The sequence below is a fragment of the Pseudarthrobacter sp. NBSH8 genome (assembly GCF_014217545.1).
Classification (GTDB): domain Bacteria; phylum Actinomycetota; class Actinomycetes; order Actinomycetales; family Micrococcaceae; genus Arthrobacter.
This window is the reverse complement of record NZ_CP043178.1, coordinates 3,710,893-3,730,660: the sequence shown is the minus strand read 5'-3', so window position 1 is coordinate 3,730,660 and position 19,768 is coordinate 3,710,893. Positions and strand designations below refer to the sequence as shown.

The 19,768-nt window shown below is 66.4% G+C and carries 14 protein-coding genes; 5 read left to right on the top strand and 9 right to left on the bottom strand.

Translation table 11 applies throughout. The annotated features are described in order from the left end of the window. Positions 1 to 20: 20 nt before the first annotated feature. Positions 21 to 746 (bottom strand): cyclopropane-fatty-acyl-phospholipid synthase family protein, encoded by a 726-nt coding sequence (locus tag FYJ92_RS17295; protein WP_185261797.1) that lies wholly within the window; start codon positions 744 to 746, stop codon positions 21 to 23. 345 nt (positions 747 to 1,091) lie between these two features. Here FYJ92_RS17295 and FYJ92_RS17290 point away from each other — a divergent pair, with 345 nt between their 5' ends. Both FYJ92_RS17290 and FYJ92_RS17285 read left to right on the top strand, forming a co-directional pair. Beyond that, positions 1,092 to 3,005 (top strand): DEAD/DEAH box helicase, encoded by a 1,914-nt coding sequence (locus FYJ92_RS17290; protein WP_185261796.1) that lies wholly within the window; start codon positions 1,092 to 1,094, stop codon positions 3,003 to 3,005. 120 nt (positions 3,006 to 3,125) lie between these two features. Further along, entirely contained in the window at positions 3,126 to 4,568 is a 1,443-nt protein-coding gene (locus tag FYJ92_RS17285) for an IS1380 family transposase (protein WP_185261092.1), read from the top strand. A 244-nt stretch (positions 4,569 to 4,812) separates the two neighbouring features. Here FYJ92_RS17285 and FYJ92_RS17280 read toward each other — a convergent pair whose 3' ends face one another. The 3 genes from FYJ92_RS17280 to FYJ92_RS17270 all read right to left on the bottom strand — a co-directional run bounded on the left by FYJ92_RS17280 (position 4,813) and on the right by FYJ92_RS17270 (position 7,190). Next, entirely contained in the window at positions 4,813 to 5,463 is a 651-nt protein-coding gene (locus tag FYJ92_RS17280; RefSeq protein ID WP_185261795.1) for an MBL fold metallo-hydrolase, read from the bottom strand. Between the two features lie 10 nt (positions 5,464 to 5,473). Beyond that, entirely contained in the window at positions 5,474 to 6,469 is a 996-nt protein-coding gene (locus tag FYJ92_RS17275; RefSeq protein ID WP_185261794.1) for an aldo/keto reductase, read from the bottom strand. Between the two features lie 73 nt (positions 6,470 to 6,542). Further along, entirely contained in the window at positions 6,543 to 7,190 is a 648-nt protein-coding gene (locus tag FYJ92_RS17270; protein ID WP_185261793.1) for a nucleoside/nucleotide kinase family protein, read from the bottom strand. 376 nt (positions 7,191 to 7,566) lie between these two features. Between FYJ92_RS17270 and FYJ92_RS17265 the strand changes: the two genes are divergently transcribed. Beyond that, positions 7,567 to 9,072, top strand: a complete 1,506-nt coding sequence (locus FYJ92_RS17265; RefSeq protein ID WP_255482188.1) for an amino acid permease — start codon at positions 7,567 to 7,569, stop codon at positions 9,070 to 9,072. A 117-nt stretch (positions 9,073 to 9,189) separates the two neighbouring features. Here the strand turns inward: FYJ92_RS17265 and FYJ92_RS17260 are convergent, their stop codons facing one another. The 3 genes from FYJ92_RS17260 to FYJ92_RS17250 are packed head-to-tail and all read right to left on the bottom strand — an operon-like array spanning position 9,190 to position 12,883. Continuing rightward, positions 9,190 to 10,980, bottom strand: coding sequence for a cobalt chelatase (locus tag FYJ92_RS17260; protein WP_185261792.1), 1,791 nt, complete (start codon positions 10,978 to 10,980; stop codon positions 9,190 to 9,192). An 8-nt stretch (positions 10,981 to 10,988) separates the two neighbouring features. After that, positions 10,989 to 12,008 carry an AAA family ATPase gene (locus FYJ92_RS17255; protein ID WP_255482187.1) on the bottom strand — a complete coding sequence of 340 codons (1,020 nt, stop codon included), beginning with the start codon at positions 12,006 to 12,008 and terminating at the stop codon, positions 10,989 to 10,991. Further along, a complete protein-coding gene (locus FYJ92_RS17250) occupies positions 11,996 to 12,883 on the bottom strand; it encodes an IclR family transcriptional regulator (RefSeq protein ID WP_185261791.1) in 888 nt (295 codons plus the stop codon). The genes FYJ92_RS17255 and FYJ92_RS17250 overlap by 13 nt, the downstream gene beginning before the upstream one ends. A gap of 207 nt (positions 12,884 to 13,090) precedes the next feature. On the opposite strand from FYJ92_RS17250, the gene xsc reads away from it, so the two are divergent. Then, entirely contained in the window at positions 13,091 to 15,001 is a 1,911-nt protein-coding gene (gene xsc, locus FYJ92_RS17245; protein ID WP_255482186.1) for a sulfoacetaldehyde acetyltransferase, read from the top strand. Positions 15,002 to 15,211: 210 nt separating this feature from the next. Further along, complete coding sequence (locus FYJ92_RS17240; protein ID WP_185261790.1) at positions 15,212 to 16,705, top strand: NAD-dependent succinate-semialdehyde dehydrogenase; 1,494 nt, start codon at positions 15,212 to 15,214, stop codon at positions 16,703 to 16,705. 170 nt (positions 16,706 to 16,875) lie between these two features. On the opposite strand, the gene FYJ92_RS17235 is transcribed toward FYJ92_RS17240, so the two are convergent. Beyond that, positions 16,876 to 18,360 (bottom strand): PLP-dependent aminotransferase family protein, encoded by a 1,485-nt coding sequence (locus FYJ92_RS17235; RefSeq protein ID WP_185261789.1) that lies wholly within the window; start codon positions 18,358 to 18,360, stop codon positions 16,876 to 16,878. 94 nt (positions 18,361 to 18,454) lie between these two features. Further along, the gene (gene ald, locus FYJ92_RS17230) at positions 18,455 to 19,576 is read right to left on the bottom strand and encodes an alanine dehydrogenase (protein WP_185263857.1); all 1,122 of its coding nucleotides are present in this window, start codon (positions 19,574 to 19,576) and stop codon (positions 18,455 to 18,457) included. Positions 19,577 to 19,768: the final 192 nt, after the last annotated feature.

Genomic DNA, 19,768 nt, shown 5'->3' with positions numbered 1-19,768 from the left:
CGCGTTATCTGGACAAAAACTCACGCCAGCCGGGTGGCGCGGAGTACGGTGTCCCCGATGATGGCTTCCTCGCCGTCCGGACCTGACGCTGCCCGCTCTCGCGTGGTGTTGACCTCCAGTTGCCAGTCCGGTGAGTCCAGGCCGAGCTCCGCCACGAGCTGCGCCGGGGTGTAGAACATCTCCGGTCTGGTGTGGTTTCCCCACGGCGGCAGGCGGTGCGGATGATGGCCCACGATCAGCAGCGTGCCCCCCGGCTTGACCGCCGCAGCCGCCGTCCGCAGCGGACCCTGCCACCCCAGATGCGGGGAATGCAGGAACTGGGAGGACACCAGATCAAACGTTGCCGCGGGCTGCCACTCCTCCAGATCACACTGTTCCCAGTGGATGCGGCTGGCAATTTCACTCGCACCCTCGGCGTGCATGCTCTCCCGGTCCAGGGCCGCCTTTTCATGGCCGAGCGCCCGTTCCAGGGCGACGGCGGAAACGTCGACGGCGGTGACGGTCCAGCCCTGCTGGGCCAGCCAGATGGCGTCGGCCCCTTCGCCGCAGCCCAGGTCCAGGGCCTTGCCCGGCCTGAGCCCCGCGCCTTCGCGGACCAGTTGCGGGTTGGGTTTCCCGCTCCAGAATTTCGGCTTGCTGCGGTACCTTTCGTCCCACGCTTCGGCGGCACCGCGCTGCGGTGCATCCCCAAGCCGGGTGCCGCCGTCGTCCGTTGTGTGGTGGTGCTCCGCACCCTGTTGACTCATGCCTCAAGCCTGCGCCTGCCGGGCACTCAAAGGCAACGCCCGCACCCCCTGCACCGTCCGAGGGGGAGGCCCACCGGGTCCAGGACAAGGCCCGGGCGCAGGGATGGTACGCTTAGGGGACTTGATGTGCAGTGATGCCCGCTGGTCCCAACTTTTTGGGAAGCGGGTTTTTTCATGTGAGAGGCACATCCTGCGTCGATGAACGCGTTCCATTTGGTCCCAGCCGCCGCCCTGAATTGGGCAGCAGCACGGTTGATCACCTGACTTTTCTTCGGCGAAACCCTTGAGCCAACCGGCATCGGGGGCCGATATCCGCACGGATACCGCCTGAAAGACCTTGAATATATGACTACTTTTGCTGCCCTCGGCACGCCCAAAGAACTCGCCGACACCCTCACTGCCCAGGGAATTGTTGAGCCGTTCCCCATCCAGGTCAAGACCCTCCCGGATACCTTGGCCGGACGCGACGTCCTGGGCCGCGGCCGCACCGGCTCCGGCAAGACCATCGCTTTCGCCATCCCGCTTGTAGCACGACTCGCTGAGCGGGAAGCCAAGCACTTCCGCAAGCCCGGCCGCCCCATGGGCCTGGTCCTCGCACCGACCCGCGAGCTGGCCACCCAGATCAACGCCACCATCGAGCCGATGGCCAAGGCCATGGGCCTGACCACCACCGTGATTTACGGGGGCATCTCCCAGGCCCGCCAGGAAAAGGCCCTGCGCGCCGGCGTCGACATCGTCATCGCCTGCCCGGGCCGCCTGGAGGACCTGATCCGCCAGCGCATCCTGACCCTCGAAGGCGTCGAGATCACCGTCCTGGACGAGGCCGACCACATGGCCGACCTCGGCTTCCTCCCGGTGGTCAAGAAGCTCATGGACATGACCCCCAGCCAGGGCCAGCGCCTGCTGTTCTCCGCCACCCTGGACAACGGGGTGGACAAGATCGTCCAGCGCTACCTGTCCAACCCGCTGACCCACGCCGTGGACGAATCACAGGCCGCCGTCACCACCATGGAGCACCACGTCCTGGTGGTCAACGACCAGACCGTCAAGAAGCAGCTGATCGTGGAGCTCGCCTCCGGCGCCGGCCGCCGCGTCCTCTTTATGCGGACAAAGCACCACGCCCGCAAGCTGGCCAAGACCCTGACCGACGCCGGGATCCCCGCCGTCGATCTGCACGGCAACCTCTCGCAGAACGCCCGTGACCGCAACCTGGCCGAGTTTTCCTCCGGTGACGTCCGCGTCCTGGTAGCCACCGACGTAGCAGCCCGCGGCGTCCACGTGGACGACGTCGAACTGGTGATCCACGTGGATCCCCCCACAGAGCACAAGGCATACCTCCACCGCTCAGGCCGTACGGCCCGCGCAGGTTCGGACGGCACTGTTGTCACGCTGACGCTCCCGGAGCAGCAGTCCGACGTCAAGAAGCTGATGAAGGCTGCCGGCGTCGAGGTCAACTTCGAGCGCGTCACCGCCAACTCCCCGTTGGTTGCCGAACTCGTGGGCGAAATGGCAGACAAGATCGATCCGCGCACCCGGGCCGCTCTTCTTGCCAAGAAGTCCGCACAGCAGGGCGGCGGCACCTCCACGGGTGCCAACGCCGAGCGCAAGCGCGCCCGCCGCAGCCAGGAAGGCCCCACCGCCGGTGGCCGTGGCGGCCGTGGCGGCCGCGGACGCGTCTCCGCTGAGCCGACCCGCACCGATCTTCCCCGCGCCGAGCGCCGCGCCGTTGCCTACGAAGGCCGCACCGAAGCACGGGCAGCATTTGACCGTGTAGCCGAGCAGAACGAGGACCGCGCCATTGCAGCAGCTGCTGCTCGCCGCAATTCCCGCGGCCACGGCGCCACCGGCTCCACGCACCGCAACGACGTCCCCGCAGCAGGTGGCCGTGCAGCGGCTGGCCGCGGTTCAGACGGCCGTGCGGATTCACGCGTTACCCGCAGCGATGCTCCCCGTGGCGGCACGGGCCGCCCGGCTACCACCGGCGGACAGCGCGGCGGACGTCCGGCAACGGGCCAGCGCGCAGCCGGAGCCCGCACTGCGGGCGCCGGTGCAGGAGCCCGCACGGGTGGATCCGGCCAGCGCGCCGGAGCCTCCACGGGCAACGGCGGCAACGCCGGCAACAAGGCTGTTTGGTCCTCCAACACCGGCGGCACGTCCGGTGGCTCGTACGCCGGTAACGGTGGCGGCAGTGGCCGTCCGGCACGCAGCGGTCCCCGCCGCGCGTCGGCTCCGGCCTCCAACGAACGCCGCAGCCGCTAGCCCGGGGTTTTCATCAGTCTTGGGCTGACGGGTGTGTTTAAGAGACGAAAAGGTGCTCTGACAAGGGAAAATAGGGGTGTCTACGCCGTTATTTCCGTGTCTTGAAGGAGCACCTTTTCGATGCCCCAGTCTACCAAGGTCTTCCCATCCGTCCCGGTCACTTTCACCGGCCAGTCGCTGGTCTCCCATGCCGGTGCCAGGGTCCTGACTTCATTCATTGACGCCCTCGGGTTCCGGGATCTGTGCGAGGACCGGCTGGGCCAGTTCGTCCCCGCGATGGCCTCGCACCGGCCAGGGAGGCTGCTCGGGTCGCTGGCGGTGATGCTCGCCGCCGGCGGCGAGTACGCCTCCGACCTGGACATCCTGCGCTCCCAGCCCGGAGTGTTCGGGAAAGTGCCCTCGAACGCGACAGTCTCGCGGTTCTTCGAACGCACCGTGAAGAACCCGGACGTTTTCGATTACGGTTTTTCGACCCTGTCCAAGGAACTGCGGACCCGGGCATGGGAAGCCGCGGGTGACCGCAGCCCGGCGGTGACGGCGACGGCCGCGGACCCGCTGGTCATCGACCTCGACGCCACACTGGTGGCCTCGCACTCCGAGAAGGAACGAGCCACCGGCAACTACAAGGGCGGGTTTGGATTCGCCCCGTTCACCGCCAGCATCGATTACGGTTCCGGCCGAGGCACCGGGGAGGAACTCGCGGTGCTGTTGCGCCACGGCGGGGCAACAGCGAACAACGCCGAGGACCACATCCGCATCTTCGAGGCCGCCATCGCGGTCCTGCCCGACGCACTCTACGGTGAAGACGACGAACTGGACGGGGAGAAAATCCTGGTCCGCACCGACAGCGCCGGCGCGTCCCGGAAGTTCCTCTGGTACCTGCATTCGCGCGGCGTGCAGTTCTCCGTCTCGTACCCGGTTCCGGTCGGCAAGGCCCACATGATCGACTGGATCAACGACAAGAAATACTGGCAGCCGGCCCTGGACCAGGACGGCAACGAACGCGACGACGCCTGGGTCATCAACGCCACCCAGGTGATCCCGCTCGAGGACTACCCGCCCGGGACGAAGATCTTCCTGCGCGCCGAACCGCTGCACCCCGGTGCGACACCGACCCTGCTCGACATCGACGGTCACCGTGTAACAGCGTTCCTGACGAATGCCCCACGCTGGCACGGACCGTTCCTGGATGCCCGGCACCGGGCCCGCGGCCGCTGCGAGAACCGCATCAAGACGCTGAAGAACACCGGCCTGAGCAAGCTCCCCTTCTTCGATTTCGCCGCGAACCAGGCCTGGGCGAACCTCGCGGTCCTGGCCGCGAACCTGGTCTCCTGGCTCCAGCTCACCGCCCTGCCCGACGGCCACAAGGCACAGGGCTGGGACATCAAACGCTGGCGCTACCGGCTCTTCGCCACCGCCGGCAAGATCATCACCCGCGCCCGCCGGACCCACCTGCTGCTGCCCGACGCCGCACCGGAGAAACCCCTCATCGCCGCACTGCTCGAAGCGATCAGCCGGATCGCTGCAGCCGCTAACCGCCCCGCACACCTGCTGCGGACCTGACACCGCAGCCCCCGTCAACCAACGAGCCGGAAAGAGCACGCCAACGGGATCAGTGGAAGCCCGCGCCCCGCCCCGCGACCCCGGGGCCCTTCAGCCACGCCCTAAATCCGATCCAGCCCGCCGGGACGACAAAAACCCGGACCCGGCGCCCCGACCGCCGTCCGATGAAAAATCCGGGCTAGCCAGCACTATCTCGGTTTAGACGGGCTCAACCACCGGGTGGTTGAGCCCGTCTAAACCAGCCCTACCAGCCGCGGGCGCGCCACTCCCCGAGATGCGGGCGTTCCGCGCCAAGGGTGGTGGGGCTGCCGTGGCCCGGGTGCACCACGGTGTCGTCGGGATAGGCCTCGAACAACCGTGCGGTGACGTCGTCCAGCAGCGACGTGAACCGCGCCGGATCATTCTGGGTGTTGCCCACGCCGCCCGGAAACAATGAATCGCCGCTGAAAATGTGGGCAGGCCCGTCCGGGTCCTGGTACACAAATGCGATGGATCCCGGGGTGTGGCCGCGCAAATGTACGGAGGTCACGTCGAAGCCTTCGAAGTTGCCGGCGTCGCCGTGGCCCAGCAGTACGTCCACCTTCACCGGCAGCGCCTCGGCATCGTCCGTTCCGGCCGCTGTCCTGGCTCCGGTCGCTTCCACCAATGCCGGCAGTGCGCGGACATGGTCCCAGTGCTGGTGCGTGGTGGCGATGAGTGCCAGCTTGGGTTCAGCCGCAGTATCCGCGGCCGAGTCCGCCAGCATCGCCTGGATGGCCGGAAGATCGTCCGCGGCATCGATCAGCAGCTGTGCACCGCTGGCCTTCGCGGTCAGCAGATACACGTTGTTGTTCATCTCGCTGACGGAGATGCTGCGGATGGTGATGTCGCGTAGGTCGTGAATGAGCGTGTCCATGGGCTTCAGTCTATTCACGGCCCTCGGACACCCACTTGGGGTCCGCCGAGCGGGAGCCGACGACGGCGTCCGCGGCCTGGTCCAGCGCCTCCAGTTGCGCCCGGGTCAGGTTCAGGGACAGGGCGCCCAGGTTCTCGTCGATCCGGTGCGTTTTGCGCGTGCCGGGGATGGGGACCACGGCCAGTCCCAGCCGTTTACCCTGTTCCAGCAGCCACGCGAGTGCAATCTGGGCGGGCGTCGCGGACAGCTCGGCGGCGACCGAGCGCATGGTGGCAACCACTCCCTGGTTGGCGTCGGCGGCGTCGGCGGCGAAGCGCGGGATCCGGCGTCGGAAGTCGTTGGCTCCCAAACTCGAAGCGTCCACTGTGCCGGTGAGGAATCCCCGGCCCAGCGGCGAATACGGCACAAAGCCCACGCCCAGGCTGGCCGCGGCTGGAACTACGTTGCGTTCCACGTCGCGGCTCCAGATGGACCATTCGCTTTGGACCGCAGCGATGGGGTGCACGGAGTGGGCTTCGGCCAGCTCCTGCGCGGTCACCTCTGACAGGCCAAGGTGTTTGACCTTGCCCTGCTGCACCAGCCCCGCCATGGCCTCCACGGTTTCCACAATCGGAACGCGGAGGTCACGGCGGTGCATGTAGTAGAGGTCAATCACGTCCGTGCCAAGCCGCTTCAGGCTGGCGTCGACGGCCTGCCGGATGTAGGCGGCATCTCCCCGGATGTCCGTGTAGCCATCGGCAGGTGAGCCCACCAGGGAAAACTTGGTGGCGAGCTGCACTTCGCCCCGGCGCTCCTTGAGCACCTGCGCGATGAGTTGCTCGTTGCTGCCTCCGCCGTAGATGTCCGCGGTGTCGATGAAGCTGACGCCGGCGTCCACTGCATGATGCAGGGTTCTGAGGGCATCGTGCAGGTCAACCTCGCCGTAGACCGGGGTGAGGGCCATGCCGCCGAAGCCGAGCGGGCTGACGTTAAGGCCGTCGCCGAGGTGTACCGATGGCGCAGTCATGAGCGCTCTCCATTCGTCGTGGACTCGTGTGGTTTGCAGACACGTTTCCCAGCCAAGAACCCCGACCCCCGCCTTAGTATTCCTGGCCGGTGTCCTGGCCCCAGGGGATGATCCGGTCGGCTCCTTGGCGCGTGGCCGCGATCATCACAGCATTGGCCTCATCCGGGCCCGTCGCCCAGGCTTCCGCCGCGGTCCGTTCCATGCCAAACTCCACGTGCCGGTCCACCAGCCGGGCCAGCCGCAGCGCGGGCGGGGTGTCCACGAACCAGACTTCATCCAGCTGTGCCCGGACCTCCTTCCATTCGGGCGTCTCTGCCAGCAGATAGTTTCCTTCGGTGATTACCAGCGGCACGGAAGCCTGGACAGCGATGGACGCAGCCACCGGCTCGTCCAATGTGCGAAGGAACTCGGGCGCGTACACCACTGCCTCATCCCGGCGCACGAGCCGCCGTAACAGCGAGAGGTAGCCGCCGACGTCAAACGTGTCCATTGCGCCCTTGCGCTGCCGCAGCGGTGTGCGGTCGATGATTGCGTTGCCCAGGTGGAAGCCGTCCATCGGCACCACCACGGCGAGGTCCGGGCCGAACTCCCGCTGCAGCCGGGCCGCGAATGTGGACTTGCCGGAGCCGGGAGCGCCCGTGATGCCCAGAACAATCCGCCGGCCGCCGTCGAGTCTGTGCCGCAGGGCAGCGATGGCCTGTTGTACTTCGGGTGAGTCCATGGCAAAAGCCTAAACCGGCCGCTGACACAACCCGGCTTTCGCGCGCGCGGGCAGGATTCCGGAGGCGCGTCCCCATGCTCCAGGTCCGGTCCACGGGTACGGCGGTGCGGGTGCGGTCATCTTCGGACCGGACTGCAGCCATGAGAGACTTCGCGGACCCACATTTTCACCGCTGGCTCCCTCTTTTCCCTTCGATCTGGCACTGTGCACCCCCACGGCACCTCCGTAGGTTTGGGGCTACACCAGGAGGAGTGATCGAGATCACTCGGCAGGCAGCCGTGCGGACCGATACCTCCGGTGGACCTGGCTTCGCGCTTCGTGGCGCGGGCACCGAAGTGCACTTCAACGGGTTTCGTCAGAGCATCTTGGAGGAAACGTGTATCAAGCCGAACCCCGGCAGGCCGACAACTCCGGTCTCAGCAAGGGCCTCAAGAACAGACATATGAACCTGATTGCCATTGGGGGCGTCATCGGTGCCGGGCTGTTCGTAGGCAGCGGCGTTGTGATCAGCAGTACCGGCCCTGCGGCCATCGTCTCTTTTGCGATCGCAGGCGTCATCACCTTGCTCCTCATGCGGATGCTGGCCGAAATGGCTATAGCGCGTCCGGTGGTGGGCTCTTTCTACGTCTACGCACGGCAGGCACTCGGCCAGCGGGCCGGCTTCGCGACCGGCTGGATGTACTGGTATTTCTTTGTGATTGTGGTGGCCGTCGAGGCGATTGCCGGCGGCCGGATCATCCAGCTGTGGTTCCCCATGGTTCCGCTGTGGATGCTCAGCCTGGGCCTGATGGTTGCACTGAGCGCAACGAACATGGTTTCCGCCCGCTCCTTCGGCGAATTCGAGTACTGGTTCAGCTCCATCAAGGTGGTGGCCATCGTCCTGTTCCTGGGGCTGGGCGTTCTCTGGATCACCGGGCTGTGGCCCGAATCGACCCCGGGCATCGGCAACCTGTTTGACCACGGCGGGTTCACACCGCTGGGCTGGGGAGCCGTGCTGGCCGCTGTCGTTCCCTGTGTGGCTTTCTATACCGGGGCGGAAATCATCACCATTGCGGCCGCCGAGTCGGAAGACCCCGAGCGTTCCGTCAAGAAGGCCATGCGCTCCATCGTGGCCCGGGTGGTGACCTTCTACGTCGGCTCGATCTTCGTGGTGGTTGCGATCCAGAGGTGGGATGCCGAGAGCGTCGGTGTGAGCCCCTATGCGGCCGTGCTGGACGTCATGGGCATCCCGGCGGTGTCCACCATCATGAACTTCATCGTCCTCACCGCGGTGCTCTCCTGCCTGAACTCCGCGCTGTACACCACCTCGCGCATGCTGTTTGCCCTCACCCGCAACGGCGATGCCCCCAAGTTCTTCACCAAGCTCTCCAAAGCCGGCGTTCCGCGCCGTGCCATCCTGCTGGGCACCACCGTGGGGTATGTTTCCGTGGTCTGTGTCTACGTCTGGGGCGACGTGGTGTTCGCCTTCCTGGTGAACTCCTACGGCGCCGTGGCGCTCTTCGTCTACTTGGCGATCGCCCTGTCGCAGGTGGTGCTGCGCAAGAGACTGGACCGCGAGGACCCGGCGGCGCTGAAGCTGAAGATGTGGTTGTTCCCGTGGCTCAGCTATGCGACCATCGCGCTGATGCTCTGCGTGATCGCCGCCATGGCCCTGCTGCCCAGCACCCAGAGCCAGTTCCTGATGAGCGGAGTCACGCTGATCATCATCCTCCTCAGCTACGAGGTCCGCAGGCGCTATGGCCGGAAGCCGGGAGAAGAGGCCGGCAACGACGCCGCCGACCTTCCGGCGGATCCGTCCATGGATCCTTCGGCTGAGCTGGGTCCTTCGGCTGAAGGGCTCGAGGAGGAGCCCGACAAGCAGCCGGTAGCGGCCCGCCCCTGATCTTCACACCGGATGTCCGTCCCGTCCGAAAAGCCCGCCGCGGGGGAGTGCCAATGGAGGCACTTCCCCGCGGCGGGCTTTTGCGTTGAGCGGCTCTGCCGCCGGGCAGGTGTGGCGTCAGCGGCGTCCGGCCAGCATGGCCAGGACCTGCCCGACGACGGCGGCGCTGCTTCCGCGCGAGAGGTCCAGCGAGATGTTCCTGCGGTAGTACGGCGAGAGATCGAGACCCACGCCCAGACCGAAGATTTCCGTCGTGCCGGCGGCTTCGTGCGCCGCCACGACGTCCCGCAGGTGCTGTTCCAGGTAATGGCCGTCGTTGGCCAGGGCGGTGGCGCCGTCCATCGGGCTGCCATCGGACACCACCAGCAGGATCCGCCTTTCGGAGCCGTTGCTCCCCCTACCGCCGTTCCCGGAGCTGCCGCTGAGCCGCGCGCAGGCCCAGTCCACGGCCTCGCCGTCCGCTCCTTCGCGGAACAGGTCCTTCTTCATCAGCCCGGCAATCGCCGGGCGGGCCCGCCGCCACGGGGTGTCGGCATCCTTGAAAACCAGTTGGCGTACCTCGTTGAGCCGTCCCGGATTCGGGGGCCTGCCGGCACGGATCCAGTCCTTTCCGGCACGGCCGCCGTTCCAGGCCGCCGTGGTGAAGCCCAGGACTTCGCAGCGCGCCCCCGCCAGTTCCAGGGCGCGCGCGTAGACGTCCACCAGGGCGGCCACGGCGGCGCTGTGTTCCTTCATGGAGCCGGAGCAGTCCACCAGGAACGTCACCGTGGCATCGCTCCGCGGTTCGGTCCGTTCGGTCCGGAACACCCGGCGGTCCCCGGAGGCCGTGACCAGCCGGGCGAGCCTGCTGCCGTCAAGGCGTCCTTCGAGGGCGTCGCCGTCCCAGCCGTCGTGGATGGCCGTGGACAGCACCGCGCCCAGGGCGCGGCCCAGCCGGGGCACATTGATGCCCTGCCTGGCGATATGGTCGTCCAGCTGCTGCCGGTAGCCGCACAGCAGCTCGGCGCGGACCAGATCCGTGGCCTGGAACTCGCGGTCATAGGCCGTGGTGAAGCGCCGGTAGCCGCCTTCTCCGGAGTCCAGCGCATCGCTGCCCCCATACCCGGCGGTGGGGACGGCGTCGTCGTTGCTGTCCTGGTCGAAGAGCAGCTGGAACTGCGGCGCCCTGCCGCCGGAACGGGAGGGCCGCGCTTCCCGGGCTTCCAGGACCTCGCTGATGGCGGCGATGGTCTCCGCGATGGAGAGGGCATGGCGGGCGAAGCCCGGCTGGGAGAACCGTTCCCTCCGCAGGGCCGCCAGATGGGTGCCGAGGTGCGGGGCAAGCTCGGCCCGGGTCGATTCGATCCGGGCCTCGAAGTCCGGGGACATCGGCTCCGCGGTGATCCTCGCCCGGCAGACCTGGGCGACAGTGAAGAGGATAATTCCCAGGTCCGTGTCCGCCAGGATGGACGCCTCGAACTCCCGGGACCATTGCTGGAAGCGGCGGTTCAGGTTGGCCCGGACCCCCGGCATTGCAGCGTCAACCAGCGATTCGGTGCGGAACTGTTCGAGCATCTCGAACACCAGCATGCGTGCAGGCGTTACCGGGCAGAGGCTCCCGTGCAGGGCGGCGTCGCTGTGCTGCAGGCGCAGCGCCATGCCGTCTGCCGCGCCACGGAATGCGTCCAGGTCTGTGCTGTCCGTGCCCGGGTGGAGATGGGGCGCCGGCATGGGCACCGGGGCGCTCTCCCGGTACAGTGCAGGGCCACGGAAGTGCAGGCGGCCCTGCCCGCTGAGCGCACGCATCGCCGCGGCGCACAGCTCAAGGGTCTGCTTCCGGCGGCGTAGCGAGGCGGCTGCGAGCTGTCGGGAGGAGGCCTCCGCCCGTTCCGTCTCCGCCTGCTCCGTCTGTTCCGCAAGGGAGGCCATGGTTTGGCCTATCCGGCCGCGACGGCGAAGGCGGCAGCGGGGTGCGGTTCGGCGGGCAGGTATACGGACGTCCGCGGTGCTTCCAGCTCGCGGTCGAAGCAGCGCTGGAAGTACTCGGCAATGAGCGGCTGCTCGGCCTCATCGCATTTGTTGACAAAGGACAGCTGGAAGGCCTTGCCGGCATCGCCGAAGATCCCGATGTTCTCAGCCCAGGTGATGACGGTGCGCGGGGACATCAGGGTGGACAGATCGCCTACCCGGAAACCGTCCCTCGTCAGCTTGGCCACGGCCACCATGGACGCCACCAGTTTCCGGCCGGCTGCGTCGTCCAGCTCGGGGACCCGCGCCAGCACGATCCCTATCTCGTCCTCCGCCGGGGGATGGTTCAGGGCGGCGACGATGTTCCATCGGTCGATCTGGGCATGGTTGAGCCGCTGGACGCCGTGGTACATGCCGTTGAGGTTTCCCAGTCCCACGGTGTTGGCCGTGGCAAAGAGCCGGAACCCGGGGTGTAGGTCAAGGACCCTGTTCTGGTCCAGCAGCGTCATCTTGCCGTCGCGTTCCAGGAGCCGCTGGATCACGAACATCACGTCCGGCCGGCCGGCGTCGTACTCGTCCAGGATCAGGGCCACGGGCCGTTGGATGGCCCAGGGGACGATGCCTTCCTGAAACTCGGTGATCTGTTTGCCGTCCTTCAGGACCACGGTGTCGCGGCCCACCAGGTCAAGCCGGTTGATGTGGCCGTCCAGGTTCACCCGCACACAAGGCCAGTTCAGCCGCGCGGCCACCTGCTCGATGTGCGTGGACTTGCCTGTTCCGTGCAGGCCCTGGAGCAGCATCCGCCGGTTCCGGGTGAAGGCGGCCAGGATGGCAAGCGTGACGTCGTGGTTGAAACGGTAGGCGGGGTCCACCTCGGGGACGTGCTCGTCGGCTTCCCGGAAGGCCGCTACCTTGAGGTCCGAATCGAGATTGAAAACCTCACGGACTGAAACCATCTCGTCGGGCATCAGGCGGGTCAGCTGGTCCACAGCTCCTCCTCCGCCCCGGCAGGGCTGCCCTCGGTGGTGCTGCCGCCGTCGACCGTTCCTTCCGCGGAGCCGGACTCGGCCTCGATGCGGCTGATCGCCGCTGCGGCACGCTGCAGGGCGGGGAGCAGCTTCAGCCCCTTCTCGGGGGTGAGCCGCATAACCGGGGCCTGGACGGCGACGCAGAGGTTGGACACCGCATTGGCGGTGGGGACCAGCACGGCCACGCAGACCATGCCCGGCAGGAATTCCTCGTCATCGATGGCGTAGCCGTCGCGGCGGACCCGCTGGAGTTCCTCCTCGATCAGCTCCGGGTCTGTCACGGTCTTGTTCGTGTAGGGCTCCAGCGGGGCGGCGGCAATGAGGCGCCTGCGCTGGGCCGGGCTGAGCTGGGAGAGGATCATCTTCCCGCTGGCCGAGCAGTGCACCGGTACCCGGGAACCGGGCTGGAGCGTGATCCGCAGGGGTTCGGAGGTTTCGATGCGGTCCAGGTAGACCACTTCACTGCCGGACACCGCCGTCACGTTGCAGCTCTCACCCAGTTCCGCGACCAAGTTGCGCAGCACGGCATGCCGTGCGCCGTGGTGCATGTCGTTGATCAGCAGGTTTTCCGCCATGCGCCGCAGCCGGACTCCGGTGCCGTAATGCCGGCCGTTGTTCTCCCTGATCAGCAGGCCCGACCCTTCCAACTGCTGCAGCATGCGGTGCAGCGTGGGCTTGGGTGTGCCCGTTTCCTCCACCAGGCCCTGGAGCGTGAAGAGCTGGTCCTTGGTGGCGATCAGTTCCAGCAGGGAGAACAGCCGCATGGTGGGGGTGTCCCCGGCCAGCTCCGTCGGCGCCTGCAGAACCGGCTCGCCGATCCTGTGAATCTCAGCCATTTTGTTGTCCTCCATGTGATCAAGCCGCACCGTATTTGGCATCTATTTCAAGAATATCGTACGTGGCGTTCCGAATATTTGAAATACCCGTTGACGACGCTGTTCTTTTGCCATAATCTCGGCATCAGCACCAAAACGGGAACGTAGCGTTCCACTTTTTATATTTCTAGCGTATCTGGGCGAAGTCCTGGAGGAGGAGCAGCAATCATGAGCCAAGACACCGTCGAACTCTCAGCCGTTGCCAACGACGGCACGGCAGAAGCGCCCGTCACCGAGTCATCCGCGGCGCAGGGCAATGGCGCCCAGGCCCAGGCAGCACCGGCCAGGCCCGTCCGCGAAGTCGTGAAGGGCGTGCAGAAGATGACTCCGTCGGAGGCCTTCGTTGAGACGATGGTCGCCAACGACGTCACCGATATTTTCGGCATCATGGGTTCAGCCTTCATGGACGCCATGGACATCTTCGCCCCCGCAGGCATCCGCCTGGTTCCGGTGGTCCACGAGCAGGGTGCAGCCCACATGGCTGACGGCTATTCCCGTGCCAGCGGACGCCACGGCGTGGTAATCGGCCAGAACGGTCCGGGCATCAGCAACTGCGTCACCGGCATCGCAGCAGCATTCTGGGCGCACAGCCCCGTGGTCATCGTGACGCCGGAAGCCGGCACCACAGGCATCGGACTCGGCGGCTTCCAGGAGGCCAAGCAGTTGCCCATGTTCCAGGAATTCACCAAGTACCAGGGCCATGTGACCCACCCGGCCCGCATGGCCGAATTCACGGGCCGCTGCTTCGACCGCGCCATGTCTGAAAACGGCCCCACCCAGCTGAACATCCCGCGTGACTACTTCTACGGCGAGATCACTGTGGAGATCCCGCAGCCGCGCCGCGTGGACCGCGGTGCCGGCGGCACCAAGAGCCTGGACGAGGCGGCGGCCCTGCTCGCCACGGCCAAGTTCCCTGTGATCGTCTCCGGCGGCGGCGTCGTCATGGCCGACGGCGTCGAGGAATGCAAGGCACTGGCCGAGCGCCTGGGTGCCCCGGTGGTCAACAGCTACCAGCACAACGACTCCTTCCCGGCCAGCCACCCGCTCTGGGCCGGACCGCTGGGCTACCAGGGGTCCAAGGCAGGCATGAAGCTCATCTCCCAGGCGGACGTCGTGATCGCCCTCGGCACCCGCCTGGGCCCGTTCGGCACCCTGCCGCAGTACGGCCAGGCCTACTGGCCCACCGAAGCGAAGATCATCCAGATCGACGCCGACCACACAATGCTCGGCCTGGTCAAGAAGATCAGCGTGGGCATCTGCGGCGACGCCAAGGCCGTGGCACTCGAGCTGAGCATGCGCCTGGACCAGCTCACCCTGGCCTGCGACGCCACGAAAGCCGAGCGTGCCGCCACCATCAAGGCCGAGAAGGAAAGCTGGGAAGAGGAACTCACCGCGTGGACCCACGAAAAGGATGAGTACAGCCTGGACATGCTCGAAGAGCACAAGAACGAGGAAGGCAACTGGCTGTCCCCGCGCCAGGTCCTTCGAGAGCTCGAGAAGGCCTTGCCGGAGAACGTCATGATCTCCACCGACATCGGCAATATCAACTCCGTGGCCCACAGCTACCTGCGTTTCGAGAAGCCGCGCAGTTTCTTCGCCCCGATGAGCTTCGGCAACTGCGGCTACGCGCTGCCGACCATGATCGGCGCCAAGGCCGCGGCCATGGACCGCCCTGCCGTGGCCTACGCCGGTGACGGCGCCTGGGCCATGAGCATGGGCGAGGTCCTCACCGCCGTCCGGCACGACATCCCCGTCACGGCCATCGTCTTCCGCAACCGCCAGTGGGGTGCGGAGAAGAAGAACCAAGTGGAGTTCTACAACCGCCGCTTCATTGCCGGCGAGCTCGACAACGGGGAAAGCTTCGCTGCCATGGCCCAGACCATGGGAGCCGAAGGCATTGTGGTCGACCAGCTCGAGGAGGTGGGCCCCGCCCTCCAGCGGGCGCTCGCCGCCCAGATGGAAGAAGGCAAGACCACGGTCATCGAGATCATGTGCACACGCGAACTGGGAGACCCCTTCCGCCGCGATGCCCTCGCCAAGCCGGTCCGCACCCTCGAGAAGTACAAGGACTACGTCTAAATCCTCAGGTCAGTCCAGCCTTGCCTGTGGAGGTCTTCCGTGTGGAGGCCTCCACAGGCCTGCTTCTGGAGTTGTAGCAAGACAGAGGCGGACGCCGTGGTCCTGACTTACGGCTCCTCCTGCACGGTGCTGCTCCAGCAGCTCAATCTTCCAGGCCTGGCCGCGACAGGGCCAGATTTCTCGGCCCGACCCCCATAGAGAAGGACGCTCATGAGTATCCAGTCAACGACCAACTCCCGGACCTCGCAGCAGGCGCTTGACGCCATCGCCACGGTCAGCACCGGCCTGTTCATCGACGGCGAATGGGCCGAAGCGGCGTCCGGGGCCCGTTTCGACGTCGTAAATCCCGCCACTGAAGAGGTCATCGCCACGATAGCTGACGGCGGTCCCGAAGACGCCCGCCGGGCCATCGAAACCGCCGGCCGCGTACAGAAGGAATGGGCCAAGACCTCGCCGCGCGAGCGGAGCGAGATCCTCCGCCGTGCCTACGACCTGATCACGGCCCGCCAGGATGAGCTCGCTCTCATCATGACCAGCGAAATGGGCAAGCCGTTCCCGGAGGCCAAGGGCGAAGTTGCCTACGCCGCGGAGTTCTTTCGTTGGTTCTCGGAGGAAGCCGTCCGGATCGGCGGCGACCTGACCACCGCCGGCGACGGCAAGAACCGCATCCTCGTCTCCAAGGAGCCCGTGGGCCCCTGCGTGCTGGTCACGCCGTGGAACTTCCCCCTGGCCATGGGCACTCGGAAGATCGGCCCGGCCATCGCGGCCGGCTGCACCATGGTGTTCAAGCCCGCCAACCTCGCCCCGCTGTCCTCCCTGGCGCTCGTGGACATCCTGATCGAGGCTGGCCTGCCCAGGGGTGTGCTCAACGTTGTCTGCACCACCAAGGCTTCGGAGGTGGTGTCGCCCTGGATGGCCAGCGGCATCGCCCGCAAAATCAGCTTCACCGGCTCCACCGAAGTCGGCGTGCGCCTGCTCCAGCAGGCATCGCAGCACGTCATGCGCTCCTCGATGGAACTGGGCGGGAACGCCCCGTTCATCGTGTTCGAGGACGCTGACCTGGACCGCGCTGTGGATGGCGCCGTCGCCGCGAAGATGCGCAACATGGGAGAGGCCTGCACGGCAGCCAACCGGCTCTTTGTGCAGCGCCCCATCGCGGACGAATTCGCCCGACGGCTGGCCGCCCGCCTCAGTGCCCTTTCGGTGGGCGACGGAGCCGACTCCGGCACTGACGTTGGGCCCCTCGTCGAAGAGAAGGCACTCACTAAAATGCAGGAACTGGTGGACGACGCCGTGTCCAAGGGCGCCACGGTGGTGTGCGGTGGCTCCCGCCTGGGCCGCCCCGGCTACTTCTACACTCCCACTGTTCTGTCCGGCGTCAGCCCGGATTCCGACCTGATGAGCCAGGAGATCTTCGGGCCCGTGGCTCCTGTGGTTCCCTTCGACACCGAAGAGGAAGTCACCCGGCTGGCCAACGACACCCCGTGGGGGCTGGTGGGCTATCTCTTTACACAGGACGTGGACCGGGGCTTCCGCATGGGCGACGCCCTTGAAGTTGGCATGGTTGGGCTCAACACTGGAATTGTCTCCAACCCTGCGGCGCCCTTCGGCGGCATCAAGGCCTCCGGCCTGGGCCGCGAGGGTGGCCGGGTCGGAATCGAGGAATTCCTCGAGACCAAGTACATGGCTATTCCCCGCGTCTAAGCCCAGGCTAAGGCGCGGCCGGCTGCTGCCGTGGGGCTACCAGAAGCTGGTGCCCCACGGCATACCGGGATGTCTGGCGGCAATGTTCTCCGCCGCATGCCTGCCGGACCACACTAGCGCCCGCAGCGGGGCATCAGCCGTTCTGGTGTCTGATGGGCCCCGTCAGGCCGCTATTCAGCGGCGATTTTGGGTCTCCCGGCAAGCAGGATCTTTGCTTCCTCGCCGACCACTGCCAAACCCTCCGCAATTGAGCGCGAGGGAATGGCGCCAAAACCAATCCTGAAGCAATTCCGCGGTGCGTCCGGTTGGATGAAATATATATCGCCACGTTCAATGAGCACTCCGCGCTTTTCTACGGCGCGGACCAACTCCAAGGCATCCAGCCCGGGTGGCCCCTCCACCCAAAGACTGACGCCGCCGGGCGGGTATCTGCCCTGATCCCAGGGCAGATATTGTGCCGAGAGGCTGCTGACCATCTCCCAGCGGGATTTCATCTGCCGGCGGTGGCGCCGCAACGCACGGTGATAGTCCCCGCTGTCAATCATCAGAGCGAGCGCCCGCTGTAAATGGCCTGGCGGATGGCGGACTTGATAACGGCGCACCTTTCTTAGTTCGCGGATCAATTCGGCTGGGCCGACCAAAAACCCCAGCCGCAAACCGGGCGACAGGAACTTGGAGAATGTGCCGAGGTACAGCACGTCGCCGGTGGAATCCAGGGCTTTCAGCGCGGGGCTGGGGCTGCCTTCATAACGGAATTCGCTGTCGTAGTCATCCTCGATGAGCACTGTTCCGGAAGTGGCGGCGAGCTTGAGCAGACGACGGCGGCGCTCCATGCTCAGCGTGACATTGGTCGGGTGGTGGTGGCTGGGGGTGACATACAGGAGGGCGGTGCCGCTGAGGGTCCCGGGGAGGCAGAGTCCGTCCCCGTCGACGTCGATGCCGTAGACCTGGGCGCCGGTGCGCAGGAAGATGTGGCGGGCGTCAAGATAGCCGGGGTTCTCTATGCCCACGCGCTGGTGGGGGCCGAGCAGCGTCCTGGCCAGCAGATCCAGACCCTGCTGGGAGCCGACCGTGATGAGGACTTCATCCGGCCCGGCCTCGATGCCGCGTGCGGGAAGGATCTGGCGGCGGATCATCTCGATGAGCATGGGGTCGTCCGCGCCTACGCTGTCCTGGAGGCTGGCGAAGCGGTGGGGCTGGTACAGGGCTTCGCGCAGGCTCCGTATCCAGGCGGTGGCGGGAAAGCTGTGGACGTCCACCTGTCCGGCGACGAACGGGTACGGGTAGGTGTACCAGTCCGTGGTCTTTTCCACCTCCGGGATGCCTTCGTCGGCGTGGCGCCGCATCCGGGAGGACCAGTCGATCATCGAATCCGTGGCAGGCACCTCGGCCTCGGCCGCGGCCAGCATTTCCGGGTTGACGAAGATCCCGCGGCGCTCATGGCTGAGCACCAGGCCCTCTGTGAGCAGTTCCTGGTAGGCCAGGTTGATGGTGTTGCGGGCAACCTTGAGCTCGGCGGCCAGCTCGCGGGAGCTGGGGAGCCTGCGGCGTGAATCGAAGATGCCGACGCTGATGCCGTGCTCGATGACGCGGCGGACCTGCCGGTACAGGGGTTCGCTGGAACTGCGGTCAATCTCTATGAGTGTCCGTGGCACGATTCGCCTCCCAAGCAGCGCGATGAAGTATCAGGACCGAAAGAAGCGGGGGAGTTCAGTATGAACTCCCCCGCCAAGAATTTCTCTTTGTACTTTAGCTACGGGCCAGAGATTCCAGTGAATCAACGACGTCGATGCCATGCGCCGCGCCGACCGCGGTGTTGGTCAGGCGGCCGCTCAGGGTGCTCAGGCCTGCGCGCAATGCCGCATTCTCGGCCACGGCCCGCTCCACGCCCTTGTCGGCGATCTGCAGAACGTACGGCAGCGTGACGTTGGTCAGCGCGTAGGTGGAGGTGTGGGGGACGGCGCCCGGCATGTTGGCCACGCAGTAGAAGACGGAGCCGTGGACGCGGAAGGTGGGTTCCTGATGCGTGGTCGGGTGCGAATCCTCGAAGCAACCGCCCTGGTCAATGGCGATGTCCACCAGGACGCTGCCGGGCTTCATGCGGGAGACCAGCTCGTTGGAGATGATCTTGGGTGCCTTGGCGCCGGGCACCAGCACGGCGCCAATGACCAGATCGGCCTGGATGACCTCCTGCTCGATGGCGAGCTGGTTGGCTGCGAGGGTGCGGACCCGGCCCTGGTACATGCGGTCCGCGGCACGCAGCTTGTCCACGTTTTTGTCGAACAGGACCACGTCCGCCCACATGCCAGCGGCCACGGCCACGGCGTTCATGCCGGAGACGCCTGCGCCGATGATGACCACGCGGGCAGGTGCCACGCCGGAGACGCCGCCGATCAGCACGCCGCGGCCGCCCTCGGGGCGGGTCAGGCACTGTGCGCCCACCAGGGGAGCCAGCCGGCCGGCCACTTCGCTCATGGGGAAAAGCAGCGGCAGCGAGCCGTCTTCGAGCTGGACCGTCTCGTAGGCAATGGAGGTGGTGCCGGCGTCGAGCAGGGCCCGGGTGCAGGCCTCGTCGGCGGCCAGATGCAGATACGTGAAGATTGTCAGGTCCGGCCGCATGCGGTGGTATTCCTCGACGATAGGTTCCTTGACCTTGAGCAGCAGGTCCGCGATGGCCCAGACCTCGTCGTCCGTCTGAAGAATGGTGGCTCCCGCGACCGTGTACGCATCATCGGAGATGGACGAGCCCTCTCCGGCGCCGGCCTCAATAAACACGTCATGACCGTGGGCAACGAGCTCGTGGACGCCTGCCGGCGTGACGGCTACTCGGTATTCGTGGGACTTGATTTCCTTCGGGATGCCGATCTTCATTGTGACCTCCGGGTTGTTGATGGGTGCGCTGCAAGTAAGTCCGCCCTGCGGGCTGCGCAGCATTATCGAAGTATGGTCCGGTCCAGGATGGGACCAGAAGAGCCAGATACGCGTCAAATGATGGGACCAAACTGGACCCATCAGCCGGGCTCCATGTGGCACTGACGCGTGCCACGGCCCCCGGCCTAGGCT

Bases quoted from the DNA above. Each gene is read 5' to 3' on its own strand.
- FYJ92_RS17295 (WP_185261797.1), bottom strand. From the start codon at position 746: ATGAGTCAACAGGGTGCGGAGCACCACCACACAACGGACGACGGCGGC.
- FYJ92_RS17290 (WP_185261796.1), top strand. From the start codon at position 1,092: ATGACTACTTTTGCTGCCCTCGGCACGCCCAAAGAACTCGCCGACACC.
- FYJ92_RS17285 (WP_185261092.1), top strand. From the start codon at position 3,126: ATGCCCCAGTCTACCAAGGTCTTCCCATCCGTCCCGGTCACTTTCACC.
- FYJ92_RS17280 (WP_185261795.1), bottom strand. From the start codon at position 5,463: ATGGACACGCTCATTCACGACCTACGCGACATCACCATCCGCAGCATC.
- FYJ92_RS17275 (WP_185261794.1), bottom strand. From the start codon at position 6,469: ATGACTGCGCCATCGGTACACCTCGGCGACGGCCTTAACGTCAGCCCG.
- FYJ92_RS17270 (WP_185261793.1), bottom strand. From the start codon at position 7,190: ATGGACTCACCCGAAGTACAACAGGCCATCGCTGCCCTGCGGCACAGA.
- FYJ92_RS17260 (WP_185261792.1), bottom strand. From the start codon at position 10,980: ATGGCCTCCCTTGCGGAACAGACGGAGCAGGCGGAGACGGAACGGGCG.
- FYJ92_RS17250 (WP_185261791.1), bottom strand. From the start codon at position 12,883: ATGGCTGAGATTCACAGGATCGGCGAGCCGGTTCTGCAGGCGCCGACG.
- xsc (WP_255482186.1), top strand. From the start codon at position 13,091: ATGAGCCAAGACACCGTCGAACTCTCAGCCGTTGCCAACGACGGCACG.
- FYJ92_RS17240 (WP_185261790.1), top strand. From the start codon at position 15,212: ATGAGTATCCAGTCAACGACCAACTCCCGGACCTCGCAGCAGGCGCTT.
- ald (WP_185263857.1), bottom strand. From the start codon at position 19,576: ATGAAGATCGGCATCCCGAAGGAAATCAAGTCCCACGAATACCGAGTA.